This window comes from Chitinimonas lacunae (assembly GCF_042650885.1).
GTDB lineage: Bacteria > Pseudomonadota > Gammaproteobacteria > Burkholderiales > Chitinimonadaceae > Chitinimonas_A > Chitinimonas_A lacunae.
This window is the reverse complement of sequence record NZ_JBHSBU010000001.1, coordinates 1,835,538-1,856,428: the sequence shown is the minus strand read 5'-3', so window position 1 is coordinate 1,856,428 and position 20,891 is coordinate 1,835,538. Positions and strand designations below refer to the sequence as shown.

Below are 20,891 nucleotides of genomic sequence, written 5' to 3'. Positions count from 1 at the left end.
ATTTTATGCGGAATGCGCTGACCGGCTGTTCCGTGTCCAGGACGGCTCAGGCCGTCTTCAGGCCATGCCACGGATCAACTGGTCGATCTTGGTGCGGTATTCATTGCTGACCTCGGTCAATTTGACGCCGGTGCGGAATTCGCCCAGCGGACCGACCAGCGAGGAATAGATCGGTTTACCGTAGACCTCGACATAGCTGACGCTGATATGCAGCACGTCGGGAATTTGCAGGATGATGCGGTAGGTGAAGTGCGGAAACAGCTGTTCCGCACAGAACAGTGAAATGCCTTTGGCCGCTACCTCGGTGGCATGGGCCTGAATGATGTGGTCGGGCTGGTGGGTCGGGATAACGGCCGCTTTCCAGCGGACCAGGCGACGACTCGATGTGCGTTGATCGAACATGGCAGCCCGTAGGGTGGGGGAGGGGTGCGCCGGCCGGGGCGCTGCTCGACCTCATTCTAAGTAAACTCGCGCGCGGCCGCCAAGACGGACGCTATGGCGGGCGTGTTACCCTTGCCCGATTGCGCCAACCCCTTATTGGAGAATGCCGATGTATTTCGTGGATCGTTCGATCGCCGTCATCAAGCCCAAGCAGCCGTTTCTCGACTGGCTCAACCAGATGCCCGGCAATGATGTCACCCTGTCGCTGGCCGATATCCGCAGCGACTGCACGGTCCTGATGATTCCCGAAGTCAACGAGCAGGAGGACGGTATCGCTTATATCGACGATATCGCCGACAAGGTGTTCGAGATGGAGCTGGCCTCCTGGTATCAGGACGAGAAGCTGTGGCCCAAGAGCCGCACGCTCAAGTTGTTCTGGGAGTGGTTCGACGTCGAGATCCATACGGTGGTGATGGATACCATCGATCAGGACATCCACAATTCCCCGGTCGATCACGGCCTGCACTAGGCCGTTGCCGTTATTGCGCCGCTGTGCGCTTGCCTTTGGAGGTTTGCTATGCCGTTTTCCATCCGCCTGGCCGTGCTGGCCCTGGCAGCCACCGTCGCTTCAGCCGAGGTGCCGCGCTACAACCAGATCAGCCTACAGGCCGAAGTCCGGCGCGAAGTGGTCAATGATTGGGTGCAGGCCACGCTGTATGTGGAATTCAGCGACCCGCAGCCGGCGGCGCTGGCCGATCGGCTTAACCGCTCGCTCGATGAGGCACTGGCGCTGACCCGTGCCTATCCGGCGATCAAGGCGGCGGTGTCGGGCAACCAGACCTACCCGCTCTACAGCCAGAACAATAAACCGGCCGGCTGGCGCGGCCGGGCCGATCTGCGGCTGGAGAGCGGCGATCCCAAGCAGCTGGCCGAACTGGTCGGCAAATTGCAGGCCAAGATGCAGTTGGCGGAAATGAATTTCTCGGTGGCGCCGGCCAGCCGCGACAAGGCGGAAACCGAACTGATCGACGCCGCGGTCAAGGCTTTCCGCCAGCGTGCCGAGGCGGTACAGAAAAGCCTTGGCGGCAAAGGCTACAAGCTGGTCGGTCTGGCCATCAATACCCAGCAAAGCGGCGGACCGCAGCCGCGTTTCGAGAGCTTCAGCCGGGGTGCCGTGATGGCCGCCGCGCCGGCCTCGCCGCCGGTCGAGGCCGGCAGCAGCCAGGTGACAGTCAGCGTCAACGGCACCATCGAACTCGAGTGATTTCCGATGCGCCCGGGCCCGCCCGCGCAGCGTCTACAGCTCCGACCGTCACGTCGGCAGGACATGGCGGCCGCCCTGTTGCGGATGGCCGCCCTGCTGGCGCCGTGGGCGGCCGGGCTGGCTCCCGAATACGGTGCGCTGACGGCACTGCTGCTCTATGGCGAAAGCCGCCGCCAGCCCGCCTTTCCCGTCCGGCTTGAATTCGAACCGGACGGCCGCTTGCAGCTCGGCGACGCGGCCACCTTGCACGCCGTCGAGCACTACCGTCCTCTGCTCTGCACCCGCTGGCTGGTGGTATTGGCGCTGCGGCTGCCCGGCGCTCCGCAGCGCCTGTGGCTATGGCCCGATAGCCTGAGCGCCGACGACTGGCGGCGGCTGCGCGCCCGCCTGGCCTGGTCGATCACGGATGTTTCTTCCTCACAACAGATTTCTCGCTGACAGACGCGCTGTTCGCGCCAGTGTTAGTGGCAAGAATGTTGTATTTTTTTAACATTCGCGCCAAGCGCTGTCGTATCGCCGGCCGATTCGATTGCCGCTGATCAAGCCCGGCTTCTATGATCGGGGCCGGGTCGCCAGCTCTGACCGGTGGCCCATCCCGCAAGTATCCGGAGAGTCTTCAAAGCGCATGGACCGGTTGGCGCCGGTGACGCTGTGGAGTCGTCTTATTCAGCAGGTAGAGGAAAACTAAGAATGATGAAATTGAAACGAGTCGCGCTGGCCGTGGCTGCGATCGGTTATGCCGGTCTGGGTTTCAGCGTCCAGGCCGCCGAGGTTGCCAAAGCCGAGCGGATCGATGTGACCGGCACCAGTATCAAACGGGTCAGCAAGGAAGGCGCGCTGCCGGTGGTGACGGTCAAACGTGAAGAGATCGAACGCTCGGGCGCCCAGACGGTGGCCGATGTGCTGCAATCGCTGACCGCCAACGCCGGCAGCTTCGGCGACCAGACTGTGGCGATCTCCGACTCGGCCAGCTTCTCCTCGGTTTCGCTGCGCGGCCTTGGCCCGAGCAGCACGCTGGTGCTGCTGAACGGCCGCCGGGTGGCGGTGGCCAGCTTCGATTCGAGCGGCGGCAATTTCGTCGATCTGAATACCCTGCCGGTCGGCGCGATCGAGCGGGTCGAAGTGCTCAAGGACGGCGCTTCGGCCATCTACGGCTCCGATGCCATCGCCGGCGTGGTCAATATCATCACCAAACGTAACTACAAGGGCCTCGAGGCCAAGGCCGGCTACCGTCAGTCCGATCGCGGCGACGGTGAGGAATTCAGCACCACCCTGTCGGGCGGTCTGGGTGACCTGGCAGCCGACGGCTATAACCTGCTGGTCTCGTTCGACTTCCTGACCCGTGAAGCCATCCGCCAGGTCGACCGGCCGTGGAGCCGCTTTGCCGACCAGCGTCCGCGCAACGGCCGCGACGGCCGCAGCGGCACGGGTTTTCCGATTTCTTACGCCAAGTACGATCCGCGTACCCCCAATGCCCCGCTGGTGTTCCAGTCCGCGGCCAATTGCCCGCCTGAGAATGTCCGCCGCAGCGGCAACAGCTCCTTCTGCGCATTCGATTTCAACCCGTATCAGGATCTGCAACCCGAGAGCGAGCGCTACAGCACCTTCGCCTCGTTCAACAAGACCCTGAGCGAGAACGCCCGCCTGTTTATCGAAGGCTCGTTCAGCAACTCCAAGACCACCACCCGGCTTGCCCCCGGCCCGCTGGTCGGCGATCAGGAATTCAACCAGGACGGCTCCTTCCGCTACCTGATCAACCCCGATGCCCCGACCAACCCGTTCCGTGGCAGCGGCGCCTACACCCTGGTGCGCTACCGTCCGCTCGAAGCGGGCGGCCGGATCATGGACTACGACACCGACACCTACCGCCTGCTCGGTGGCGTCAAAGGCACCTTCAGCAACTGGGACTACGAAGTGGCCGCCGGCTACTCGGCCAGTGAAACCGAGCAGATTCAGAACGGCTACTACAACGCGAGCAAGTTCCGCGAAGCGCTGGCCACCGGCCGGATCGACCCGTTCAAGACCAACAGCCCCGAAGTGATCAATTCGCTGCTGGTCGGCCCGATGCATAGCAAGGGCAAGTCGACTTCGAAATATATCGACGGCAAGCTGTCGGGCGAACTGACCGAACTGCCGGCCGGCCCGCTCGGTATGGCCGTGGGCTTCGAAATCCGCCGCGACGAGATCAAGAATGTGCCGGATATCAATGTCCAGGCCGGCAACGTGTTCTCGACCGCCCAGGACAGCGGCGCCAACGGCCGCCAGGACGTCGATTCGATCTTCACCGAACTCAATGTGCCGCTGCTGAAACAACTGGAGCTTCAACTGGCGCTGCGCGGCGACCGCTACAAATATGCCGGCCGCTCGATCAGCAACACCAGCCCCAAGGTGGCCCTGCGCTTCCAGCCCAGCAGCAATCTGCTGCTGCGTGCTTCCTACAACGAGGCTTTCCATGCGCCTTCGCTGTTCCAGCTCTATAAGAAGTCGGAGTCGTTCGAGTTCATCACCGATCCGCTGCGCTGCCCGGTGACACAGGTCGACCAGGACTGCGGCGGCTTCCAGTTCAAGACCCAGGTGATCGGCAACGCCGAACTCGAGCCCGAAACCGCCAAGAGCTACAACCTCGGTCTGGTGTTCGAGCCGGTGCGTAATGTCTCGTTCGGCATCGACTACTTCCGCATCGACAAGAAGAAGTCGATCGAGAACCTGACCGGCGAAGTGGTGGTGGACAAGTTCCCCAACGACCCGCGCTTCGTGCGTCGCCTGCCCGATGAAGTGCTGCCCAATGGCACTCGCATCCCCGGTCCGATCGCTGAGGTCTACGACAAATATCTCAACCTGGGCGTTACCAAGACCGACGGCTTCGACATCGACCTGAAGTTCTCGACCGATCTTGGCAGTGTTGGCAAGTTCAGCTTTGCCAATGCGATGACTTATGTGCGCAGCCACAAGAAGTCGGTGGTCGATCCGGCTACCAAGGTGGCCGATCCACTCCAGGAATACGTCGATATCATCGACTACCCGCGTATCCGCAACGCCACCACCTTCAACCTCGACAGCGGCAGCTGGGAGAACACGCTCAATATCAACTTCGTCGACAGCTACAGCGACGACGAGGTGCCGAGCCGTGTGACCGCCCAGACCCGTCGCGTGTCCTCGTTCACCACGGTCGATTGGCAGCTGGCGTACAAGGGCATCAAGGGTGCCCGTCTGGTGTTCGGCGCCAAGAACCTGTTCGATCGCGAACCACCGTCGATCCAGTCCGGCTCGACCGCCTCGAGCGGCTACAACGGCAACCTGATCGATGGTCGTGGCCGCATGCTCTATATCAGCGGCAGCTACACCTTCTTCTGATCGAACGGCTTGATCGGCGTCGGGCTCTCGCCCGGACTCACACAGAAACGCCACCCTGTTGCAGGGTGGCGTTTTTGCTATGGGAGCCAGATAAGGTGTTATCTATTTGCAACACTGCTGACCTGCTGGGTCGGCAAGACGGAGGGCCGGGGGAGGTGAGCAGCGATGAGTGCTCGATGTCTGGAGTTGTGGAGGGAAAATAAAAAAATGTGAAATATTTGTGCAAGACATGAAGTATTGTATTTGTGTTTTTAAACAAAAATTCAATAACGGTGTATTTGGTGTCGTCTCGCCGTCCGATCGGAGCCACAAGGGGAAGCCAGGCCCTCAGGCGGGATAACTGCACGATACCAACAGGTCTGCCAGGCTGTATGTTGCATATTGAATACAGGTTTCAGGGCCGTGCGGCAAATGCGCACACCTTCATTGCTGCACCTTGGTGCTGCCTTCTATGATCGCTTGCATCCGACCGGAAAACGCCAGACGACCTTAGTCGCCCTTTCCGGCCGTCGCGCGGTGGGTCCGCCGGGAGACGGGCCTTCCGCAAACCAATCGTTTCAGCAGGGGAGAACATCAATGAAATTGAAGCGAGTTGCGCTGGCCATCGCGGCCATCGGCTGTGTCGGTGCCAATGCCTGGGCCGAAGAGGTACAGCAGGCCGAGAAGATCGAAGTGACCGGTACCAGTATCAAGCGGATTGCCAAGGAAGGCGCGCTGCCGGTGCAGGTGTTCCGCCGCGACGAAATCCAGAAGACCGGTGCGACCTCGGCGGCCGAACTGCTACAGAAACTGCCGGCGATCCAGGGCTTCACGGCGTCGTCCGAGGCAGTCGGTGGTGGCGGTGGCGGCTTTGCCGGTGCCTCGCTGCACAATATCGGCGAATCGCGCACCCTGGTGCTGGTCAATGGCCGCCGCGTCGCCAGCTGGGCCGGCCAGACCATCACCGGCGCCGGCGCCGGTATCGACCTCAACACCCTGCCGCTGGCCACCATCGAGCGGATCGAAGTGCTGTCCGACGGCGCCTCGGCCCTGTACGGTTCCGATGCGGTGGCCGGCGTGATCAATTTCATCCTGCGCAAGAAGCAGACCGAAGGCGAAGTGTTCGGCAGCTATATCAAGCCGCAGGATGGTGGTGGCGAAGAGGCCCGCTTCAATATCACCAAGGGCTTTGGCGACCTGTCGAGCGACGGCTTCAATGTGCTGCTGTCCTACAGCCACGACGAGCAGAAGCTGCTCAAATCGGGCGACCGCGACTTTGCCAAGACCGGCCTGATCAATTTCTCCTACGGCGGCAAACGCTACCAGTTCTTCAACGGCTCGCCGCGCGGCATTCCGGCCAATATCGCGGTCGATGGCTATCTGGTCAGCCCCTACTACAAGGCCAACGGCCAGTGTCCGGCCAACCATCTGGCCGTTACCGATATCGATCCGACCACCAATAAGCAGTATGTCTCCTGCTATTTCGATTACATCAGCTCGGTTGAAATCCTGCCCGAATCGAAGCGCGACAATGCGCTGGTCTCGGTCAGCAAGACCCTGGGCGCCAACCATACGCTGTTTGCCGACCTGATCTGGTCGCGCTTCGAGCTGACTTCGCGGATCGCCCCGTCGGTGGGCGATGTGCCGATTCCGACCACTTCTCCGTTCTACCACTACGCCCGTGATGCCGGCGCCACCGGCAACGTCACCGCCCACTGGCGCCTCTACGATGCCGGTCATCGCACCAATAACAACGAGACCGAGGCCAAGCACGTCACGGTCGGCATGAAGGGTCTGATCGGCGGCTGGGACTATGAGACCGCTTACACCCACTCGGTCAACGATTGGACCGAAACCCACGAAGACGGCTGGCTCAAGGGCAACGAACTGCTGGCAGCGCTCAATTCGGGCAAGCTCAACCCGTTTGTTGGCATCGGCCAACAGTCCAACGAGGGCATGAGCCTGATCCGCAACGCTCAGAACCGGGGTCTGTTCAAGGCCGCGACCTCCAAGCTCGACTTTGTCGATTTCCACGCTTCGGGCGAACTGTTCCAGCTCGGCGGTGGTGCGGCCATGCTGGGCGCCGGTATCGACTACCGGCGTGAATCGACCGACTACCGGCCCAGCGCCATGGCCCGTGGTGTCGGCAACTTTATCGTCGGCGACTCGTCGAGCGAAGTGGCCTTCCTGGTCAAGCGCCATGCCTGGGGCGCCTTCGGCGAACTGGCCCTGCCGGTCATGAAAGACCTCGAACTGACCGCTGCGCTGCGCCATGACCGCTATTCCGACTTTGGCAGCACCACCAACTACAAGCTGGCTGCCCGCTACCAGCCGTCGCGTTCGATGCTGCTGCGCGGCTCGATCGGCTCGGGCTTCCGCGCTCCTTCGGTCCCACAGACTGCACCGATTCTGCAATCCTACGGTGTGACCGGTTCGCCCTATGCCTGTCCGTTCGGCCGCAACGACCCGCTGTCGCAGTACTGCCCGGCCGGCGAAGTGCAATACGACCAGTTTGCCGGCGGCAACCCCGATCTGAAGCCCGAGAAGTCGCGTCAATGGGCATTCGGCTTCCGGATCGAGCCGAGCAACGAGGTCTCGTTCGGTATGGATATCTGGAATGTGGTACTGCGCGACACCATCGGCCAGCTGACCGAAGACGTGGTGTTCGGCGATCCGGTCCGCTATCGCCAGTTCTTCTCGCTGTACAACGATCCGCTGCTCGGCCAGCAGAAGCTGGCGGTGTCGCTGCTCAACACCAACCTGGGCGAACAGCGTACCCGTGGTATCGACTTCGATGGCCGCGTCGGCACCAAGCTGCCGATCGGCCGGCTGGTCACCGCCCTGGCCGGTACCTATATGCTGAAGAACGACTTCCAGCGTCCGGGCGGCGATGAGTACTACTCCAACCTCGGCCGCTACAGCGACGGTGCCGTCACCTTCCGCTGGCAAGCCAAGCTGTCCACCACGCTGGAGCACGGCGCCTGGGCTCATACCCTGGGTCTGAACTACAAGTCGCGCTACTGGGATCAGCCGCAGAACGTCGAGGAACTCGGCGTGAACGACCGGCCGACCGGTCGGGTCGTCAATGTGGTCCGCCGTGTCCACGCCGATCTGACCACCGATTGGCAGACCCGCTTCCAGGCGATGAAGAACCTGAGCCTGACCCTGGGCATCCTCAATGTGTTCGATCGCGATCCGCCGCTGTCGATCAAGAGCGAGGGTGGTCAACAGCTGGGCTTTGACAACCGCTACAGCGACGCCCGCGGCCGTACCTTCTACGGCAACGTGACCTTCAAGTTCTAAGCTGACCTGGCATCCGCCATTGACGGCGACGGGGTATGGCCCCGTCGCCGTTTTTGCTGGGTGGGGGAGACGCTAGCGCATTTCCAGGCCATTGGGGGTCAGCGTGTCCGGCCCTCAGGGTGCAGGTACATGGCGCTCAACCAGACTTGGCGGTGCCGACGATCTACAGCGAAATGCTGTAGCGCCTGTCCGGCCGAGTTGGAGTCGGCGTGTACAGATCGCAAAACCCAGACGCTTGGCACCCGACTAGGCTTGGCGGCGACTCTGCTCTGGACAGAAATACACTAATAAAAAATCAGGAAATATGTCTGCAAGACACAGTGCGGGAAAATTGGATAAATAAATGATTGATACTGGATGGGTAAGCTACCCATCCAGCATGAGCTCAGCGGCTGCGCCCAGCCAGAATGGTCGGCAGCGCCTGCGGCAGCAGATCGGGATAGTCACGGCTGTAATGCAGACCCCGGCTCTCATGGCGCTGCTGGGCCGAACGCACGATCAGCTCGGCCGTATCGACCAGATTGCGCAGCTCGATCAGATCGTGGCTGACGCGGAAATGGGCGTAATACTCTTCGATCTCGCGCTTGAGCAGTTCGATTCGGTTGGCTGCGCGCTGGAGGCGCTTGTCGGTCCGTACAATGCCGACGTAGTCCCACATGAAGCGGCGCAATTCGTCCCAGTTGTGCGAAATCACCACCTGCTCATCGGCATCGACCACTCGGCTCTCGTCCCATTCGGGCAGCGACTCGGCGTGCCGGGCCGGCGCTGCGGCAATCGTCTCGGCCGCGGCGCGGGCAAGGACCAGGCATTCGAGCAGCGAATTGCTGGCCAATCGGTTGGCGCCATGGAGCCCGGTACAGCCGGTCTCGCCGATGGCATAGAGATGGGGCAGGTCGGTGCGGCCGTTCAGATCGGTCACCAGACCGCCGCAGGTGTAATGGGCCGCCGGCACGACCGGAATCGGCTCGCGCGTGATATCGATGCCCAGTTCCAGGCAGCGCTGATGGATAGTGGGGAAATGGTGGCGGATAAACTCGGCCGATTGGTGCGAGATATCGAGATGGACGCAATCGAGGCCATGCTTTTTCATCTCGAAGTCGATGGCGCGCGCCACCACATCGCGCGGCGCCAGCTCGGCACGCGGATCATGCTGCGGCATAAAGCGGGTGCCGTCGGGCAGACGCAGCAAGCCGCCTTCACCGCGCACCGCTTCCGAAATCAGGAAGGACTTGGCATAGGGGTGGTAGAGGCAGGTCGGGTGGAACTGGATGAATTCCATATTCGCCACCCGGCAGCCCGCCCGCCAGCCCATGGCGATCCCATCGCCGGTGGCGGTGTCAGGGTTGGTGGTATAGAGATAGACCTTGCCGGCGCCGCCACAGGCCAGCACGGTATGGCTGGCCGACAGGGTGATGACCCGGTCGGCCTGGCGGTCGAGCACATAAGCGCCCAGGCAACCGGCCTCGGGCCGGCCGACTTTGGCACCGACGATCAGATCGACCGCGATATGATCTTGCAGAACGGTGATATTGGGGTGGTTCAGCACTTTGTCGGCCAGGGTCGTCACCACCGCCGCCCCGGTGGCGTCGGCGGCATGGATGATGCGGCGATGTGAATGGCCGCCTTCACGGGTCAGATGGAAACCGGTTTCATGCGCGACGTCCGGGGTGAACGGCACACCCTGTTCGACCAGCCAGTCGATGGCGGCGGCAGCGTGGCCCAGGATATGCCGGGTAACGGCTTCATCGCACAGACCGGCGCCGGCGATCAGGGTGTCTTCGACATGGGCGGCGAGGCTGTCCTCGCGATCGAGTACGGCAGCGATACCCCCCTGGGCCCACTGGCTGGCGCCGTCGCTCAGGGCGCGCTTTGTCACCAGTCCGACCCGGCTGTGGTTGGCAAGATGGAGGGCGAGGGTCATGCCGGCGAGTCCGCTGCCGACGACGAGCACATCGAAATGACGCATGGCGATCCGGTTTCTGGAGCAATCGAACAAGGGAAGCACTATAGCAGAGCGTCCGCTCGGGCTCGACGGCAGCGCCAGCGGGGCTGGCAGCACAGCAAGAAATGTTATGCCGAATCGATGGAACTTATTGGCGGGGGGTGGGGTCAAAGGTCTGTGCCCGCGAGGGAATAAAATAGCAAGAGAGAGGCCCGTAAACCGATGGAAACGATTACACTGCGTCCGTCGAGCTTGCTCGAATCCTGGGAGCTGGAGCGCAAGCGCGCGCCCGAGCAAAGCAAAGCAATCGACCACGACAAGCGTCGCCCTATCACTGAAGTCCAGCAGGCTTCGGCGACGGTGGCTGAAACCCCCGTCGTAGCGGTAGAAAAGAAAATGGCGAGCGAGCGGGATATCGATCAGGAGCTGGTGCTGCGAGTGCAGCGAGGCGATAAAAAGGCCTTCGAGCTCCTGGTGACCAAATACCATCGTAAAATCGGCCGCCTGCTGTCGCGCATGATCCGCGACCAGGCCGAAATCGAAGATGTGACCCAGGAGGCGTTTATCAAGGCCTACCGGGCACTGCCTTCGTTCCGTGGCGAGAGCGCCTTCTACACCTGGCTGTACCGGATCGCGATCAACACAGCCAAGAACTACCTGGCCTCATTGGGCCGCCGGCCGCTGCTCTCGACCGAATACGAGGATGAAGACGGCGAAACCCTCGATACGGCAGCCCAGCTGCCCGACCTCAATACGCCGGAAACCGAATTAATGAACCGCCAGATCGTCACCACGGTCAATCAGGCGGTCGAAGCCCTGCCGGAAGAACTGCGCACGGCGATTACGCTTAGGGAAATGGAAGGGCTGTCCTACGAGGACATCGCCTCAGTGATGAACTGTCCTATCGGCACAGTGCGCTCGCGGATTTTCCGTGCCCGCGAAGCGATCGCTGCCAAACTGCGGCCCTTGATCGATACCGCCGGCAAGGATCGGCGCTGGTAACTCGGGTGGAATGACGATGCAAGAAAAACTCTCCGCTATGATCGATGGCGAGCTGGACGACCACGAGCTGGACGCACTGTTGTCCGCGCTCGATGAAGAGGACAGCCGCGACTGGGATACCTGTCACCTGATCGGCGATGCCTTGAACCAGCATTCCGTCCTGTCGTCCGACTTTATGGAACGCTTCTCGGCCAGGCTCGATGCCGAACCGATCGTGATCGCCCCGGCAGCCATCAAGCGGCGGCGCCAATTGCCACGGCGTCGCTGGGTTGCCCTGTCGATGGCCGCCTCGGTCGCATTTGTCAGTGCCACCGCCTGGTATGTGGGTCGTCCCGCCCTGAGCCATGATGCCGAAACCATCGTATCGGCCAATGCCCCGGTCGCTACCCCTGTGCTGCGCGAAGCCGTCGACAATCCTTATCTGGCCGCTCACCAGTCCCTGGTAGGCAGCACTACCGTTCTGCATCGCCCCGTGATCCTGACGGGTCAGGAAGCAGAGCGGATGCGGTCTCGCCCGGCAATGACCCATTGACCTCTCCCAGATCAGACCAAATCGCCCTATGAAGTTGCGCTGGAGCCTCCTTGGCTTGCTGCTGCTGGCCGTCACCGCCCAGGCGGCCGAACAGATGACGGCCGCCGATGCAGCCGGCCTGATGCGAAAGATGAATTTCGCCGCGCGCATGCTCAATTACAGCGGCGTCTATCTGTACCAGGAAGCCCAGACCATGGAGACCCTGCGCCTGGTCCATCTGTTTGACGCTTCCGGGGAGCAGGAGCGGCGCGAGTCGCTCGACGGGATGCCACGCGAATACATTCGCAACAGCGAAATGGTGGTGATGAACGTCCCCAATAAGCACTCCACCTTCTTCGATCGACAAAAGGCGAACAAGTGGTTTCCTGGCATTGCACCCGACCAGATCGCCGATGTGCTCGCCAACTACAACTTCGTCCGGCTCGACAATGAACGGGTCGCCGGCTACGAATGCCAGGCTGTCTGGCTCGAACCCAAAGATGGTCTGCGCCATCCCCATAAACTGTGTATCGAACCGGGCCACGGCCTGATGCTGAAATCGGTGCGCTATAGCCCTGAGCGTGGCGAGCCGATCGAGCAGGCCGCCTTTACCCAACTCGAATTTACTGTCGCTGATAAAAAACTGCTCAAGCCTGTCTACGGCGTGCGGGGTCCGGTCGATGCCGCCAAACGCGAGGTGGCGGGGCCCAATATCGAAGTCGGTCTTGAAGCGCGCCGTCTGCCGCAGGGCTTTCGCCTGATCAAGGAAGCGCGCAGCCGCCTGCTGGGCGGGGCGGTGCCCGCTGCCCACTATCTCTACAGCGACGGCCTGGCCGAAGTGTCGGTATTTATCGAACCGGCCAGCAATGCGGCCGTTACCGTGCCGATCGATCTGAAAAAACGCGGCAATATCAGTTTCTTTGCCCGACAGACCGGCACCTGGCGTGTCACCGCCATCGGACCGGTGCCACTGCAAACCGTCAAACTGTTCACCCAGGCGTTCGAAGAACGCTGATCTGCGGCACCACGTGTCGTCCTTGTCTGCCCCCATTGAACACGAAGCCCTGGTCGTGGCTGTCGAGCCCGGGTTTGCCTGGGTTCGCCCGGGCCCAGCCCAGCTCTGCCCCGCCTGCGCCAATAGCGGCCGCTGTGGCGCGGTAGCCTTGAACCGCCTGTTTGCCGGCCAGGAGGAACATTTCCGGGTGGCCGACCCGCTGGGAGTGCAGGCCGGCGAACGGGTGATGGTCGGGGTGGCGGCTCAGGCAGTGCTACAGGCGGCGTTGTGGGCCTATCTGCTGCCGCTGCTGGCCCTGTTGGGTGGCGCACTGCTGGGCAGCCGGCTATGGCCGATTCAGCCCGATCTTGGGGGCTTGTGTGGCGCGGGGGTCGGCCTCACTTTGGCTTTGTTCGGCCTGCGTTGGCGTTCCCGGGAACTTGCGCTAAGACAGAGTTTCGAACCGGTCGTCGTGCGCCGCCTGGACACGAGCGAGTCCGGCGGTATTTCCGCACCTTTGTTCTCATGCAAAGCAAAACAGAAGGATTTCCAGCGATGATGCAAAAAGCAATGACTGCCACGCTGTTCGCGCTCGGTTTGGCCAGCTGTAGCGAGGCTTCCTCGGTCACCCCTCCTCCTAAAGCTGCTCCGGCTCCGGCAGCAGCCGTGGCGGCGTCGAGTGTGCCCTTGGTCAGCGGGCTACCCGACTTTTCCGCCCTGGTCGAGAAGGAAGGCCGGGCAGTGGTGAATATCAGTACCACCCAGTTGGTACGTCGTCAGGCACCGGGCATGGACGATGATGCCCTCGAACTGTTCCGCCGCTTCGGCTTCCCGGTGCCACCACGCGGCCAGCGGCCCCGCGAGGAACGTGCCCAGTCGCTGGGCTCGGGTTTTATCCTCGATACCGAGGGCTATGTCCTCACCAACGCCCATGTGATCGCCGAAGCCGATGAGATCACGGTGCGGCTCAACGATAAGCGCGAGTTCAAGGCCAAGGTGGTAGGCTCCGATGCCCGCACCGATGTGGCGCTGCTCAAGATTGACGCCAAGAATCTGCCCAAGGTCGATCTGGGCTCGAGCGACCGGCTCAAGGTGGGCGAATGGGTGGTTGCCATCGGTTCGCCGTTCGGTCTGGAGAATACCGTCACCGCCGGTATCGTCAGCGCCAAGGGCCGTAATCTTCCCGATGAGCAACTGGTGCCGTTTATCCAGACCGACGCTGCCGTTAACCCGGGCAACTCGGGTGGTCCGCTGTTCAATGTGCGCGGCGAGGTGGTGGGGATCAACTCGCAGATCTTCAGTCAGTCGGGCGGCTATATGGGCCTGAGCTTCGCGATTCCGATCGATGAGGCGCTCCAGGTGGTGGAACAGCTGCGTGCCAGCGGCAAGGTGGTGCGCGGCCGCATCGGCGTCGGTATCCAGTCGCTGAGCGAAGATCTGGCGCGTGGTTTCGGACTGAAGACTGCCCGTGGTGCGCTGATCAACAATGTCGAGGTCGATGGCCCGGCAGGTAAGGCCGGTGCCCGTGCAGGCGACGTGATCCTCAAATTCAATGGTCGCGAAGTCAATGACTCGGTCGATCTCCCGCGTATCGTCGGCAGCACCAAGCCCGGTTCGACCGTCACGATGGAGGTCTGGCGCAGCAGCGACAAGGCCAACAAGATTCTGACCGTGACGGTGGGCGAGATGGAGCAGCCGGTCGATGGCCGTTCGCGCAGCCGCGAGTATCGCGGCAAGCAGAATCAGGAACCGCTCAACCGCTCTGGTCTGACCGTGCGCGATGCCGATCCGCGAGCCCTGGCGCAAGCCGGGGTCAAGTTCGGCCTGCAAGTGGTCGAGGCACGCGGCGCAGCCGCTCAGGCTGGCTTGCAGCCGGGCGATCTGCTGGTCGGTATCGGTGGCGAGGATATCAAGAACTACGCCCAGCTCGAGTCGGTGGTCAACAAGGCCGAGCCGGGTACTTCGGTGCCCTTGCGGGTGATTCGTGGTCAGGCTTCCCTGTTTGTCAGCCTGCGTCTGCCTGAGAAGGGCGACGACAAGCGGAACGACTAAACGTGACGGCGCTGCTGACCCTCTATGGCCGCGAGTATTGCAGCTTGTGCCAGCAGATGCTGGCCGAGCTGCGGCTGCTGGCGGCCGAACTCGATTTCCGGCTCGACTGGTTCGATATCGATGACGACGACGCCATCGAGGCGCGCTACGATACGATGGTGCCGGTATTAGTGGGGGCGGACGAGGAGGTGATCTGTTTTTACCATCTGGACCGCCGTGCCTTAGATGCTTACCTCGGTAAAATCCGGTAAAATTATAATTTCATCCAACGTGGGCACGCGCAACGTGCCCATTTTTGTTGCCGGATCTCAGGCGGCCTCGGCCGCGGTTGTCGTGCCATGAAACATATACGCAATTTCTCGATCATCGCCCATATCGACCACGGTAAGTCCACCCTGGCTGATCGCTTTATCCAGTTCTGCGGCGGCTTGGAAGCTCGCGAGATGTCCGAGCAGGTGCTCGACTCGATGGACATCGAAAAAGAGCGCGGCATCACCATCAAGGCCCAGACCGCTGCCCTGCACTACAAGGCCCGTGATGGCCAGATCTATAACCTCAACCTGATCGACACGCCCGGTCACGTCGACTTCAGCTACGAAGTCAGCCGCAGCCTGGCTGCCTGCGAAGGCGCGCTGCTGGTGGTGGATGCCTCGCAAGGGGTCGAAGCCCAGACCGTGGCCAACTGCTACACCGCGATCGAACAGGGTGTGGAAGTGGTGGCCGTGCTCAATAAGATCGATCTGCCCGCCGCCGAACCTGAGCGGGTGATCGAAGAAATCGAAGATATCGTCGGCATCGAAGCGATCGATGCCGTGCGCGCCTCGGCCAAGAACGGTATCGGCATCGAGGATATTCTCGAAGCGGTGGTCAGCAAGATCCCGGCCCCGCAAGGCGATCCCGACGGCCCGCTCAAGGCACTGATCATCGACTCCTGGTTCGACAACTATGTCGGCGTGGTGATGCTGGTGCGGGTGGTCGATGGCAGCCTCAAGCCCAAAGACAAGATTCTGTTGATGTCCACCAAAGCCCAGCATCTGTGCGAGCAGGTCGGCGTGTTCACCCCGAAGTCGGTGCAGCGCGACAGCCTCAAAGCCGGTGAAGTAGGCTTTGTGATCGCCGGCATCAAGGAACTGGCCAACGCCAAGGTGGGCGACACCATCACCCTGGCCGGCAAGCCCGCTGCCGAGCCGCTGCCGGGGTTCAAGGAAGTCAAATCCCAGGTGTTCGCCGGCCTCTACCCGGTGGAAAGCCACGATTACGACGCGCTGCGCGACAGCCTGGAAAAACTCAAGCTCAACGACGCTTCGCTGCACTTCGAGCCCGAGGTGTCGCAGGCACTGGGCTTCGGTTTCCGCTGTGGCTTCCTTGGCCTGTTGCATCTGGAGATCGTGCAGGAGCGACTCGAGCGCGAATTCGATATGGACCTGATCACCACGGCACCTACCGTGGTCTATCAGGTGCTGATGAAGGACGGCACGCTCAACGAGATCGAAAACCCGTCCCGCCTGCCCGATCTGTCCAAGATCGACGAAATCCGCGAACCGATCATCACCGCCACCATCCTGGTGCCGCAGGACTATGTCGGTACCGTGATGACCCTGTGCAACCAGAAGCGTGGTGCCCAGCGCAATATGCAATATATGGGTCGCCAGGTGATGCTGACCTACGATCTGCCGATGGCCGAAGTGGTGATGGACTTCTTCGACAAGCTCAAATCGGTCAGCCGTGGTTATGCCTCGCTCGACTACGACTTCAAGGAATTCCGCGCCGACGATCTGGTCAAGCTCGACGTGCTGGTCAACGGCGATCGGGTCGATGCACTGAGCCTGATCGTGCACCGTTCCACCAGCCAGTATCGTGGCCGCGAGCTGGTGGCCAAGATGCGAGAACTGATTCCGCGCCAGATGTTCGATATCGCGATCCAGGCCGCCATCGGTTCGCAGATCATCGCCCGCGAGACCGTCAAAGCCATGCGCAAGGACGTGCTGGCCAAGTGCTACGGTGGCGATATCACCCGCAAGCGCAAGCTGCTGGAAAAGCAGAAGGCCGGTAAGAAACGGATGAAGCAGGTTGGCAATGTGGAGATCCCGCAGGAGGCCTTCCTGGCCATTCTGCAGGTCAGCGACAAATAAGAATCGATAGCGAACGGACCCTCCATCGATGAAATCTCTGTTGAAGTTCCTGTCCGAGGATATCGGCTGGCAGCGGCTGGCGATCGTCGCGGTGCTGCTGGGCGTGTTTCTGATCTGGTATGGCCGGCGCAAGGCCAAGGAACCGGTGTACGACACCGATCAGTTGTCGGAAACCGCGATGTGGGGTTATTTCCTGGTGCTGATCGGTGGCTGGGGCGTGCTGATGAGCTACGCCAACCCGAGCGATCTGTTCTTTGTGGTGATGATGGTGCCGGCCTTGCTGGCGCTGCTGGCCAAGGCGCGCGGCTACAAGTCCAAGGGCAATACCCGGCCCTTGCCCGACTGGGCGGCGTTCGGTTTCTCCAATGCCCTGATTCTGGCGCTGATCGGTTTCGGCAAGACCTTTGTGGTCGAGCCGATGCAGATTCCGTCGAGTTCGATGCGGCCCGGTCTGATCGTGGGCGACTTTATCCTGATCAGCAAATTCTCCTACGGCGTGCGACTGCCTTTCCTGGGCGAGACCATCGTACCGCTTGGTAAGCCGCAACGGGGTGATGTGGTGGTTTTCCGTTTCCCGCTCGATACCAAGCTCAACTACATCAAGCGCCTGGTCGGCGTGCCGGGCGATACGGTCGAATACCGCAATAAGCAGCTCACCGTGAACGGCCAGGTGGTGCCCACCGCACCGGTCGGCGACTATATGTACACCGATCCGCCCCGCGACGAGATCAAGGCCGTGCGGATGAAGGAAGAAATGGGTGGGGTCAAGTACGAGACACTCAATGTGCCGCAACTGCCCACGCTGATCCCGATGCAGATTCAGCAATTCCCGCAGCGCGATGCCTGTCAGTATGACGAGACCGGCTTTGTCTGCAAGGTGCCGGCTGGTCACTATATGATGCTGGGCGACAACCGCGACAACAGTAACGATGGTCGCTACTGGGGCTTCGTGCCCGACCAGTTGCTGGTGGGCAAAGCCTTCCTGATCTGGATGAATCTGGGTGAATTCAGCCGCATCGGCAACCGCATCGAGTGATTGAGCGTTCCAATTCTCATGACAAAATCCTAAAATGGCGGCGAAAGGTCGGCACGGTGCCGACCTGTTGCTGACTAGACAGGCCTATCCCATGCAGAAACAACGCGGACTCAGTTACGTCACCATGCTATTGGCCGCCATCGTGCTCGGCTTTGGCATGGTGTTGTTTTTTAAATTGGTGCCGGCATTCACCGAGTATTTCGCGGTGAAGCGCACCGTCGAAATCCTGGCCAAGGAAAACGCCAGCGCCCCGATGCCCGATATCCGCGAAGCGTTCCGCAAGCGCGCTGAAATCGAGGATATCAAGGCGATCAGTGCCGAAGACCTGGAAATTATCCAGGATCAGGAAGGCACCGAGATCATTGCCGACTATAAAAAGATCGTCCCGCTGATCGCCAATGCCAGCTTGATGTTTGAATTCCGCACCTCTGCCAAAGGCGGTGGGGGCTGAGACTTTTATTTGACCAAAGGAACGGGTTTTGGCGGCAGATCCACGACGCCTGGAGACAGCGCTCCACTATGTTTTCCGCGATACACGCCTGCTGCGGCAGGCGTTGACTCATCGCAGCTTCGGCCAGCCGCATAATGAGCGGCTGGAGTTTTTAGGCGACAGCATTCTTAACGCCGCCGCTGCCCGCCTGTTGTTCGATGCGTTCCCGGCTTGCTCGGAGGGCGAACTGTCGCGGCTGCGGGCCAGCCTGGTCAAGAAGGAGACCTTGGCCGAACTGGCGCAAGGGCTCGATCTGGGTGCCCATGTCTGGCTCGGCGAAGGGGAATTGCGCAGCGGTGGCATCGGCCGCCCGTCGATTCTCGCCGACGCGCTCGAAGCCCTGATCGCCGCCATCTACCTCGACGGCGGCTTTGATGCCGCGGCTGGCGCAGTCGGACATCTGCTGGCCCCGACCATTGCCGCGATCGACCCCGACAGCCACGGCAAGGACAGCAAGACCCGCTTGCAGGAATGGTTGCAGGCACGCAAGCTCAAGTTGCCGCGCTACACCATCCTGTCGGAATCGGGTGTGGCCCATGAAAAACTGTTCGAGGTCGAATGCCGTATCGACGGCCTCGATCTCGTCACCTGCGGTCGCGGCACCAGTCGCCGCACCGCCGAACAAGAGGCGGCCGCGCTCGCGCTCGCCAATCTGCCCAAGACTACGAAACGCCCCACATGACGACGAGCGCAGACGCTCCCTTCCATACCGGTTTTATCGCCATCGTCGGCCGGCCCAATGTCGGCAAGTCGACCCTGCTCAACCATCTGATCGGTCAGAAGATCAGTATCGTGTCGCGCAAAGCGCAGACCACGCGCCATCGGATCACCGGCATCCGTACCGACGCCGATGCCCAGTATGTGTTTGTCGATACGCCGGGCTTTCAGACCAAATACCGCAATGCCCTCAATCAGGCGATGAACCGGGGCGTCACCACCACCTTGTCCGACGTCGATGTGGTGCTGTTCGTGATCGAAGCCAGTAAGTTCGACGCCCGCGACCTTGAGGTCATGAAGCTGCTGCCGAAGAACCGCCCGGTGATCCTGGTGGTCAACAAGGCCGATCTGCTGACCCAGAAGGACAGCCTGCTGCCGTTTATCGAACGGATGGCCGCCCAGTTCGACTTCCATGCCGTGGTGCCGGTATCGGCCAGACGCGGCCAGAAGATCGATCTGCTGCTCGAAACCATCCGGCCGCTGCTGCCCGAAGGCGAGCTGATGTACCCCGAAGATCAGGTCACCGACCGCAGCGAACGCTTCCTGGCGGCCGAGCTGATCCGGGAAAAGATTTTCCGGCTGGTCGGCGACGAGCTGCCGTATTCGACCACGGTCGAGATCGAGCGCTTCGAACTCGAAGGTGCGCTGCGCCGTATCTACGCCGCCGTGCTGGTCGATCGCGACAATCAGAAAGCCATCCTGATCGGCAAGAACGGCGAGAAGCTCAAGGAAATCTCCACCCAGGCCCGCCTCGATATGGAGAAACTGTTCGACGGCCGCGTCTATCTGGAGGTCTGGGTCAAGGTGAAGAGCGGCTGGGCCGACGACACCCGTTTGCTGCGCCAGTACGGTTACGAATAAGGCGCGGGCGGCGTCGATGGCCAATGCTTACGCCACCGCCAAGAACCGGGTCGAAGCCGCGCCTGCCTATCTGATCCACCAGCGGCCCTACCGCGAAACCAGCCTGCTGCTCGAACTGTTCAGCCGCGACCATGGCCGGGTGGCCATGGTGGCGCGCGGCGCCCGCCGGCCCGGCTCGGCGCTGCGCGGCACGCTGTTGGGTTTTCAGCCCCTTGCCGTGTCCTGGTTCGGCGGCGGTGAAGTCAAGACTCTCCATGCAGCCGAATGGCAGGGCGGGGTGCCACAACTGGTCGGTCTGCCGCTGATCTGCGGTTTCTATCTCAATGAATTGCTGTTGCGGCTGCTGCCGCGTGAAGACAGCCACCCGGGCCTGTTCACTGTCTACGATGCCACAGTGCGCGATCTGGCGGCGCTAGGGTGTCCGCTCGAGCCCTATCAGGTCGCCTCGCGCGAGGCCGCGCCAGGGGAGGCCCGCGCGACCGTGCGTGAGGCGGAGCCGGTGTTGCGGCGCTTTGAGCTCGCTTTGCTGCGTGAGCTGGGTTATGGCCTGGCACTTGATCGTGATAGCGCTGGCCGCTTGTTCGACCCGTCCCAGCCCTACCGTTTCTGTGCCGGTCGCGGTTTTGTGCCGGAAGTCGAGGCCGAGCAGGCCGGCATCACCTTGTCCGGCAGCACCGTCGCGGCAATGGCGACCGGGGACTTCTCCGATCCGCAGGCCGCTCAGCAGGCCAAATCGTTGATCCGCCGTGTCCTGTCCGACCTGTTGGGTGAGGCGCCGCTTTATACCCGGCAGTTGCTGCGGGATCTGCAAAGTCTATAGATCGATTTGTTTTTTGTTCTAATCCGCACAGGCTCTTGCACAGGTTTTTCCTG

The 20,891-nt window shown here is 61.6% G+C and carries 19 protein-coding genes; 17 read left to right on the top strand and 2 right to left on the bottom strand.

Annotated features, from left to right (window positions below):
- Positions 1-57 precede the first annotated feature (57 nt).
- A complete protein-coding gene (locus ACFOW7_RS07525) occupies positions 58-402 on the bottom strand; it encodes a hypothetical protein (RefSeq protein ID WP_378162718.1) in 345 nt (114 codons plus the stop codon).
- Between the two features lie 148 nt (positions 403-550).
- Here ACFOW7_RS07525 and ACFOW7_RS07520 point away from each other — a divergent pair, with 148 nt between their 5' ends.
- The 5 genes from ACFOW7_RS07520 (at position 551) to ACFOW7_RS07500 (ending at position 8,281) form a co-directional block, all read left to right on the top strand.
- Positions 551-910: a hypothetical protein gene (locus tag ACFOW7_RS07520; protein ID WP_378162715.1), complete on the top strand. Its 360-nt coding sequence runs from the start codon at positions 551-553 to the stop codon at positions 908-910.
- A gap of 48 nt (positions 911-958) precedes the next feature.
- The gene (locus ACFOW7_RS07515) at positions 959-1,645 is read left to right on the top strand and encodes an SIMPL domain-containing protein (protein WP_378162713.1); all 687 of its coding nucleotides are present in this window, start codon (positions 959-961) and stop codon (positions 1,643-1,645) included.
- Between the two features lie 6 nt (positions 1,646-1,651).
- Positions 1,652-2,083 (top strand): protein YgfX, encoded by a 432-nt coding sequence (locus ACFOW7_RS07510; RefSeq protein ID WP_378162711.1) that lies wholly within the window; start codon positions 1,652-1,654, stop codon positions 2,081-2,083.
- A gap of 252 nt (positions 2,084-2,335) precedes the next feature.
- Positions 2,336-4,999: a TonB-dependent receptor gene (locus ACFOW7_RS07505; RefSeq protein ID WP_378162709.1), complete on the top strand. Its 2,664-nt coding sequence runs from the start codon at positions 2,336-2,338 to the stop codon at positions 4,997-4,999.
- Positions 5,000-5,575: 576 nt separating this feature from the next.
- The gene (locus ACFOW7_RS07500; protein WP_378162707.1) at positions 5,576-8,281 is read left to right on the top strand and encodes a TonB-dependent receptor plug domain-containing protein; all 2,706 of its coding nucleotides are present in this window, start codon (positions 5,576-5,578) and stop codon (positions 8,279-8,281) included.
- 385 nt (positions 8,282-8,666) lie between these two features.
- Here the strand turns inward: ACFOW7_RS07500 and nadB are convergent, their stop codons facing one another.
- Complete coding sequence (nadB, locus tag ACFOW7_RS07495) at positions 8,667-10,247, bottom strand: L-aspartate oxidase (RefSeq protein WP_378162705.1); 1,581 nt, start codon at positions 10,245-10,247, stop codon at positions 8,667-8,669.
- Positions 10,248-10,619: 372 nt separating this feature from the next.
- On the opposite strand from nadB, the gene rpoE reads away from it, so the two are divergent.
- The 12 genes from rpoE to recO all read left to right on the top strand — a co-directional run bounded on the left by rpoE (position 10,620) and on the right by recO (position 20,838).
- Positions 10,620-11,225, top strand: coding sequence for an RNA polymerase sigma factor RpoE (gene rpoE, locus ACFOW7_RS07490; RefSeq protein WP_378167988.1), 606 nt, complete (start codon positions 10,620-10,622; stop codon positions 11,223-11,225).
- A gap of 16 nt (positions 11,226-11,241) precedes the next feature.
- The gene (locus ACFOW7_RS07485) at positions 11,242-11,757 is read left to right on the top strand and encodes a sigma-E factor negative regulatory protein (RefSeq protein ID WP_378162703.1); all 516 of its coding nucleotides are present in this window, start codon (positions 11,242-11,244) and stop codon (positions 11,755-11,757) included.
- Positions 11,758-11,785: 28 nt separating this feature from the next.
- Entirely contained in the window at positions 11,786-12,751 is a 966-nt protein-coding gene (locus ACFOW7_RS07480) for a MucB/RseB C-terminal domain-containing protein (RefSeq protein WP_378162701.1), read from the top strand.
- 22 nt (positions 12,752-12,773) lie between these two features.
- A complete protein-coding gene (locus tag ACFOW7_RS07475) occupies positions 12,774-13,289 on the top strand; it encodes a SoxR reducing system RseC family protein (RefSeq protein WP_378162699.1) in 516 nt (171 codons plus the stop codon).
- Positions 13,286-14,782, top strand: a complete 1,497-nt coding sequence (locus ACFOW7_RS07470) for a DegQ family serine endoprotease (protein ID WP_378162697.1) — start codon at positions 13,286-13,288, stop codon at positions 14,780-14,782. The genes ACFOW7_RS07475 and ACFOW7_RS07470 overlap by 4 nt, the downstream gene beginning before the upstream one ends.
- A 2-nt stretch (positions 14,783-14,784) precedes the next feature.
- On the top strand, positions 14,785-15,033 hold the full coding sequence (locus ACFOW7_RS07465; protein ID WP_378162695.1) for a glutaredoxin family protein: 249 nt from the start codon (positions 14,785-14,787) through the stop codon (positions 15,031-15,033).
- 87 nt (positions 15,034-15,120) lie between these two features.
- Positions 15,121-16,914 carry a translation elongation factor 4 gene (gene lepA, locus ACFOW7_RS07460; RefSeq protein WP_378162693.1) on the top strand — a complete coding sequence of 598 codons (1,794 nt, stop codon included), beginning with the start codon at positions 15,121-15,123 and terminating at the stop codon, positions 16,912-16,914.
- Between the two features lie 28 nt (positions 16,915-16,942).
- Complete coding sequence (gene lepB, locus ACFOW7_RS07455; protein WP_378162691.1) at positions 16,943-17,950, top strand: signal peptidase I; 1,008 nt, start codon at positions 16,943-16,945, stop codon at positions 17,948-17,950.
- 91 nt (positions 17,951-18,041) lie between these two features.
- On the top strand, positions 18,042-18,401 hold the full coding sequence (locus ACFOW7_RS07450; protein WP_378162689.1) for a DUF4845 domain-containing protein: 360 nt from the start codon (positions 18,042-18,044) through the stop codon (positions 18,399-18,401).
- A 28-nt stretch (positions 18,402-18,429) separates the two neighbouring features.
- Entirely contained in the window at positions 18,430-19,122 is a 693-nt protein-coding gene (rnc, locus tag ACFOW7_RS07445) for a ribonuclease III (RefSeq protein ID WP_378162687.1), read from the top strand.
- The gene (gene era, locus ACFOW7_RS07440) at positions 19,119-20,018 is read left to right on the top strand and encodes a GTPase Era (RefSeq protein ID WP_378162684.1); all 900 of its coding nucleotides are present in this window, start codon (positions 19,119-19,121) and stop codon (positions 20,016-20,018) included. Before rnc ends, era begins: the two co-directional genes overlap by 4 nt.
- Before the next feature lie 16 nt (positions 20,019-20,034).
- Positions 20,035-20,838, top strand: coding sequence for a DNA repair protein RecO (gene recO, locus ACFOW7_RS07435; protein ID WP_378162682.1), 804 nt, complete (start codon positions 20,035-20,037; stop codon positions 20,836-20,838).
- Positions 20,839-20,891 lie beyond the last annotated feature (53 nt).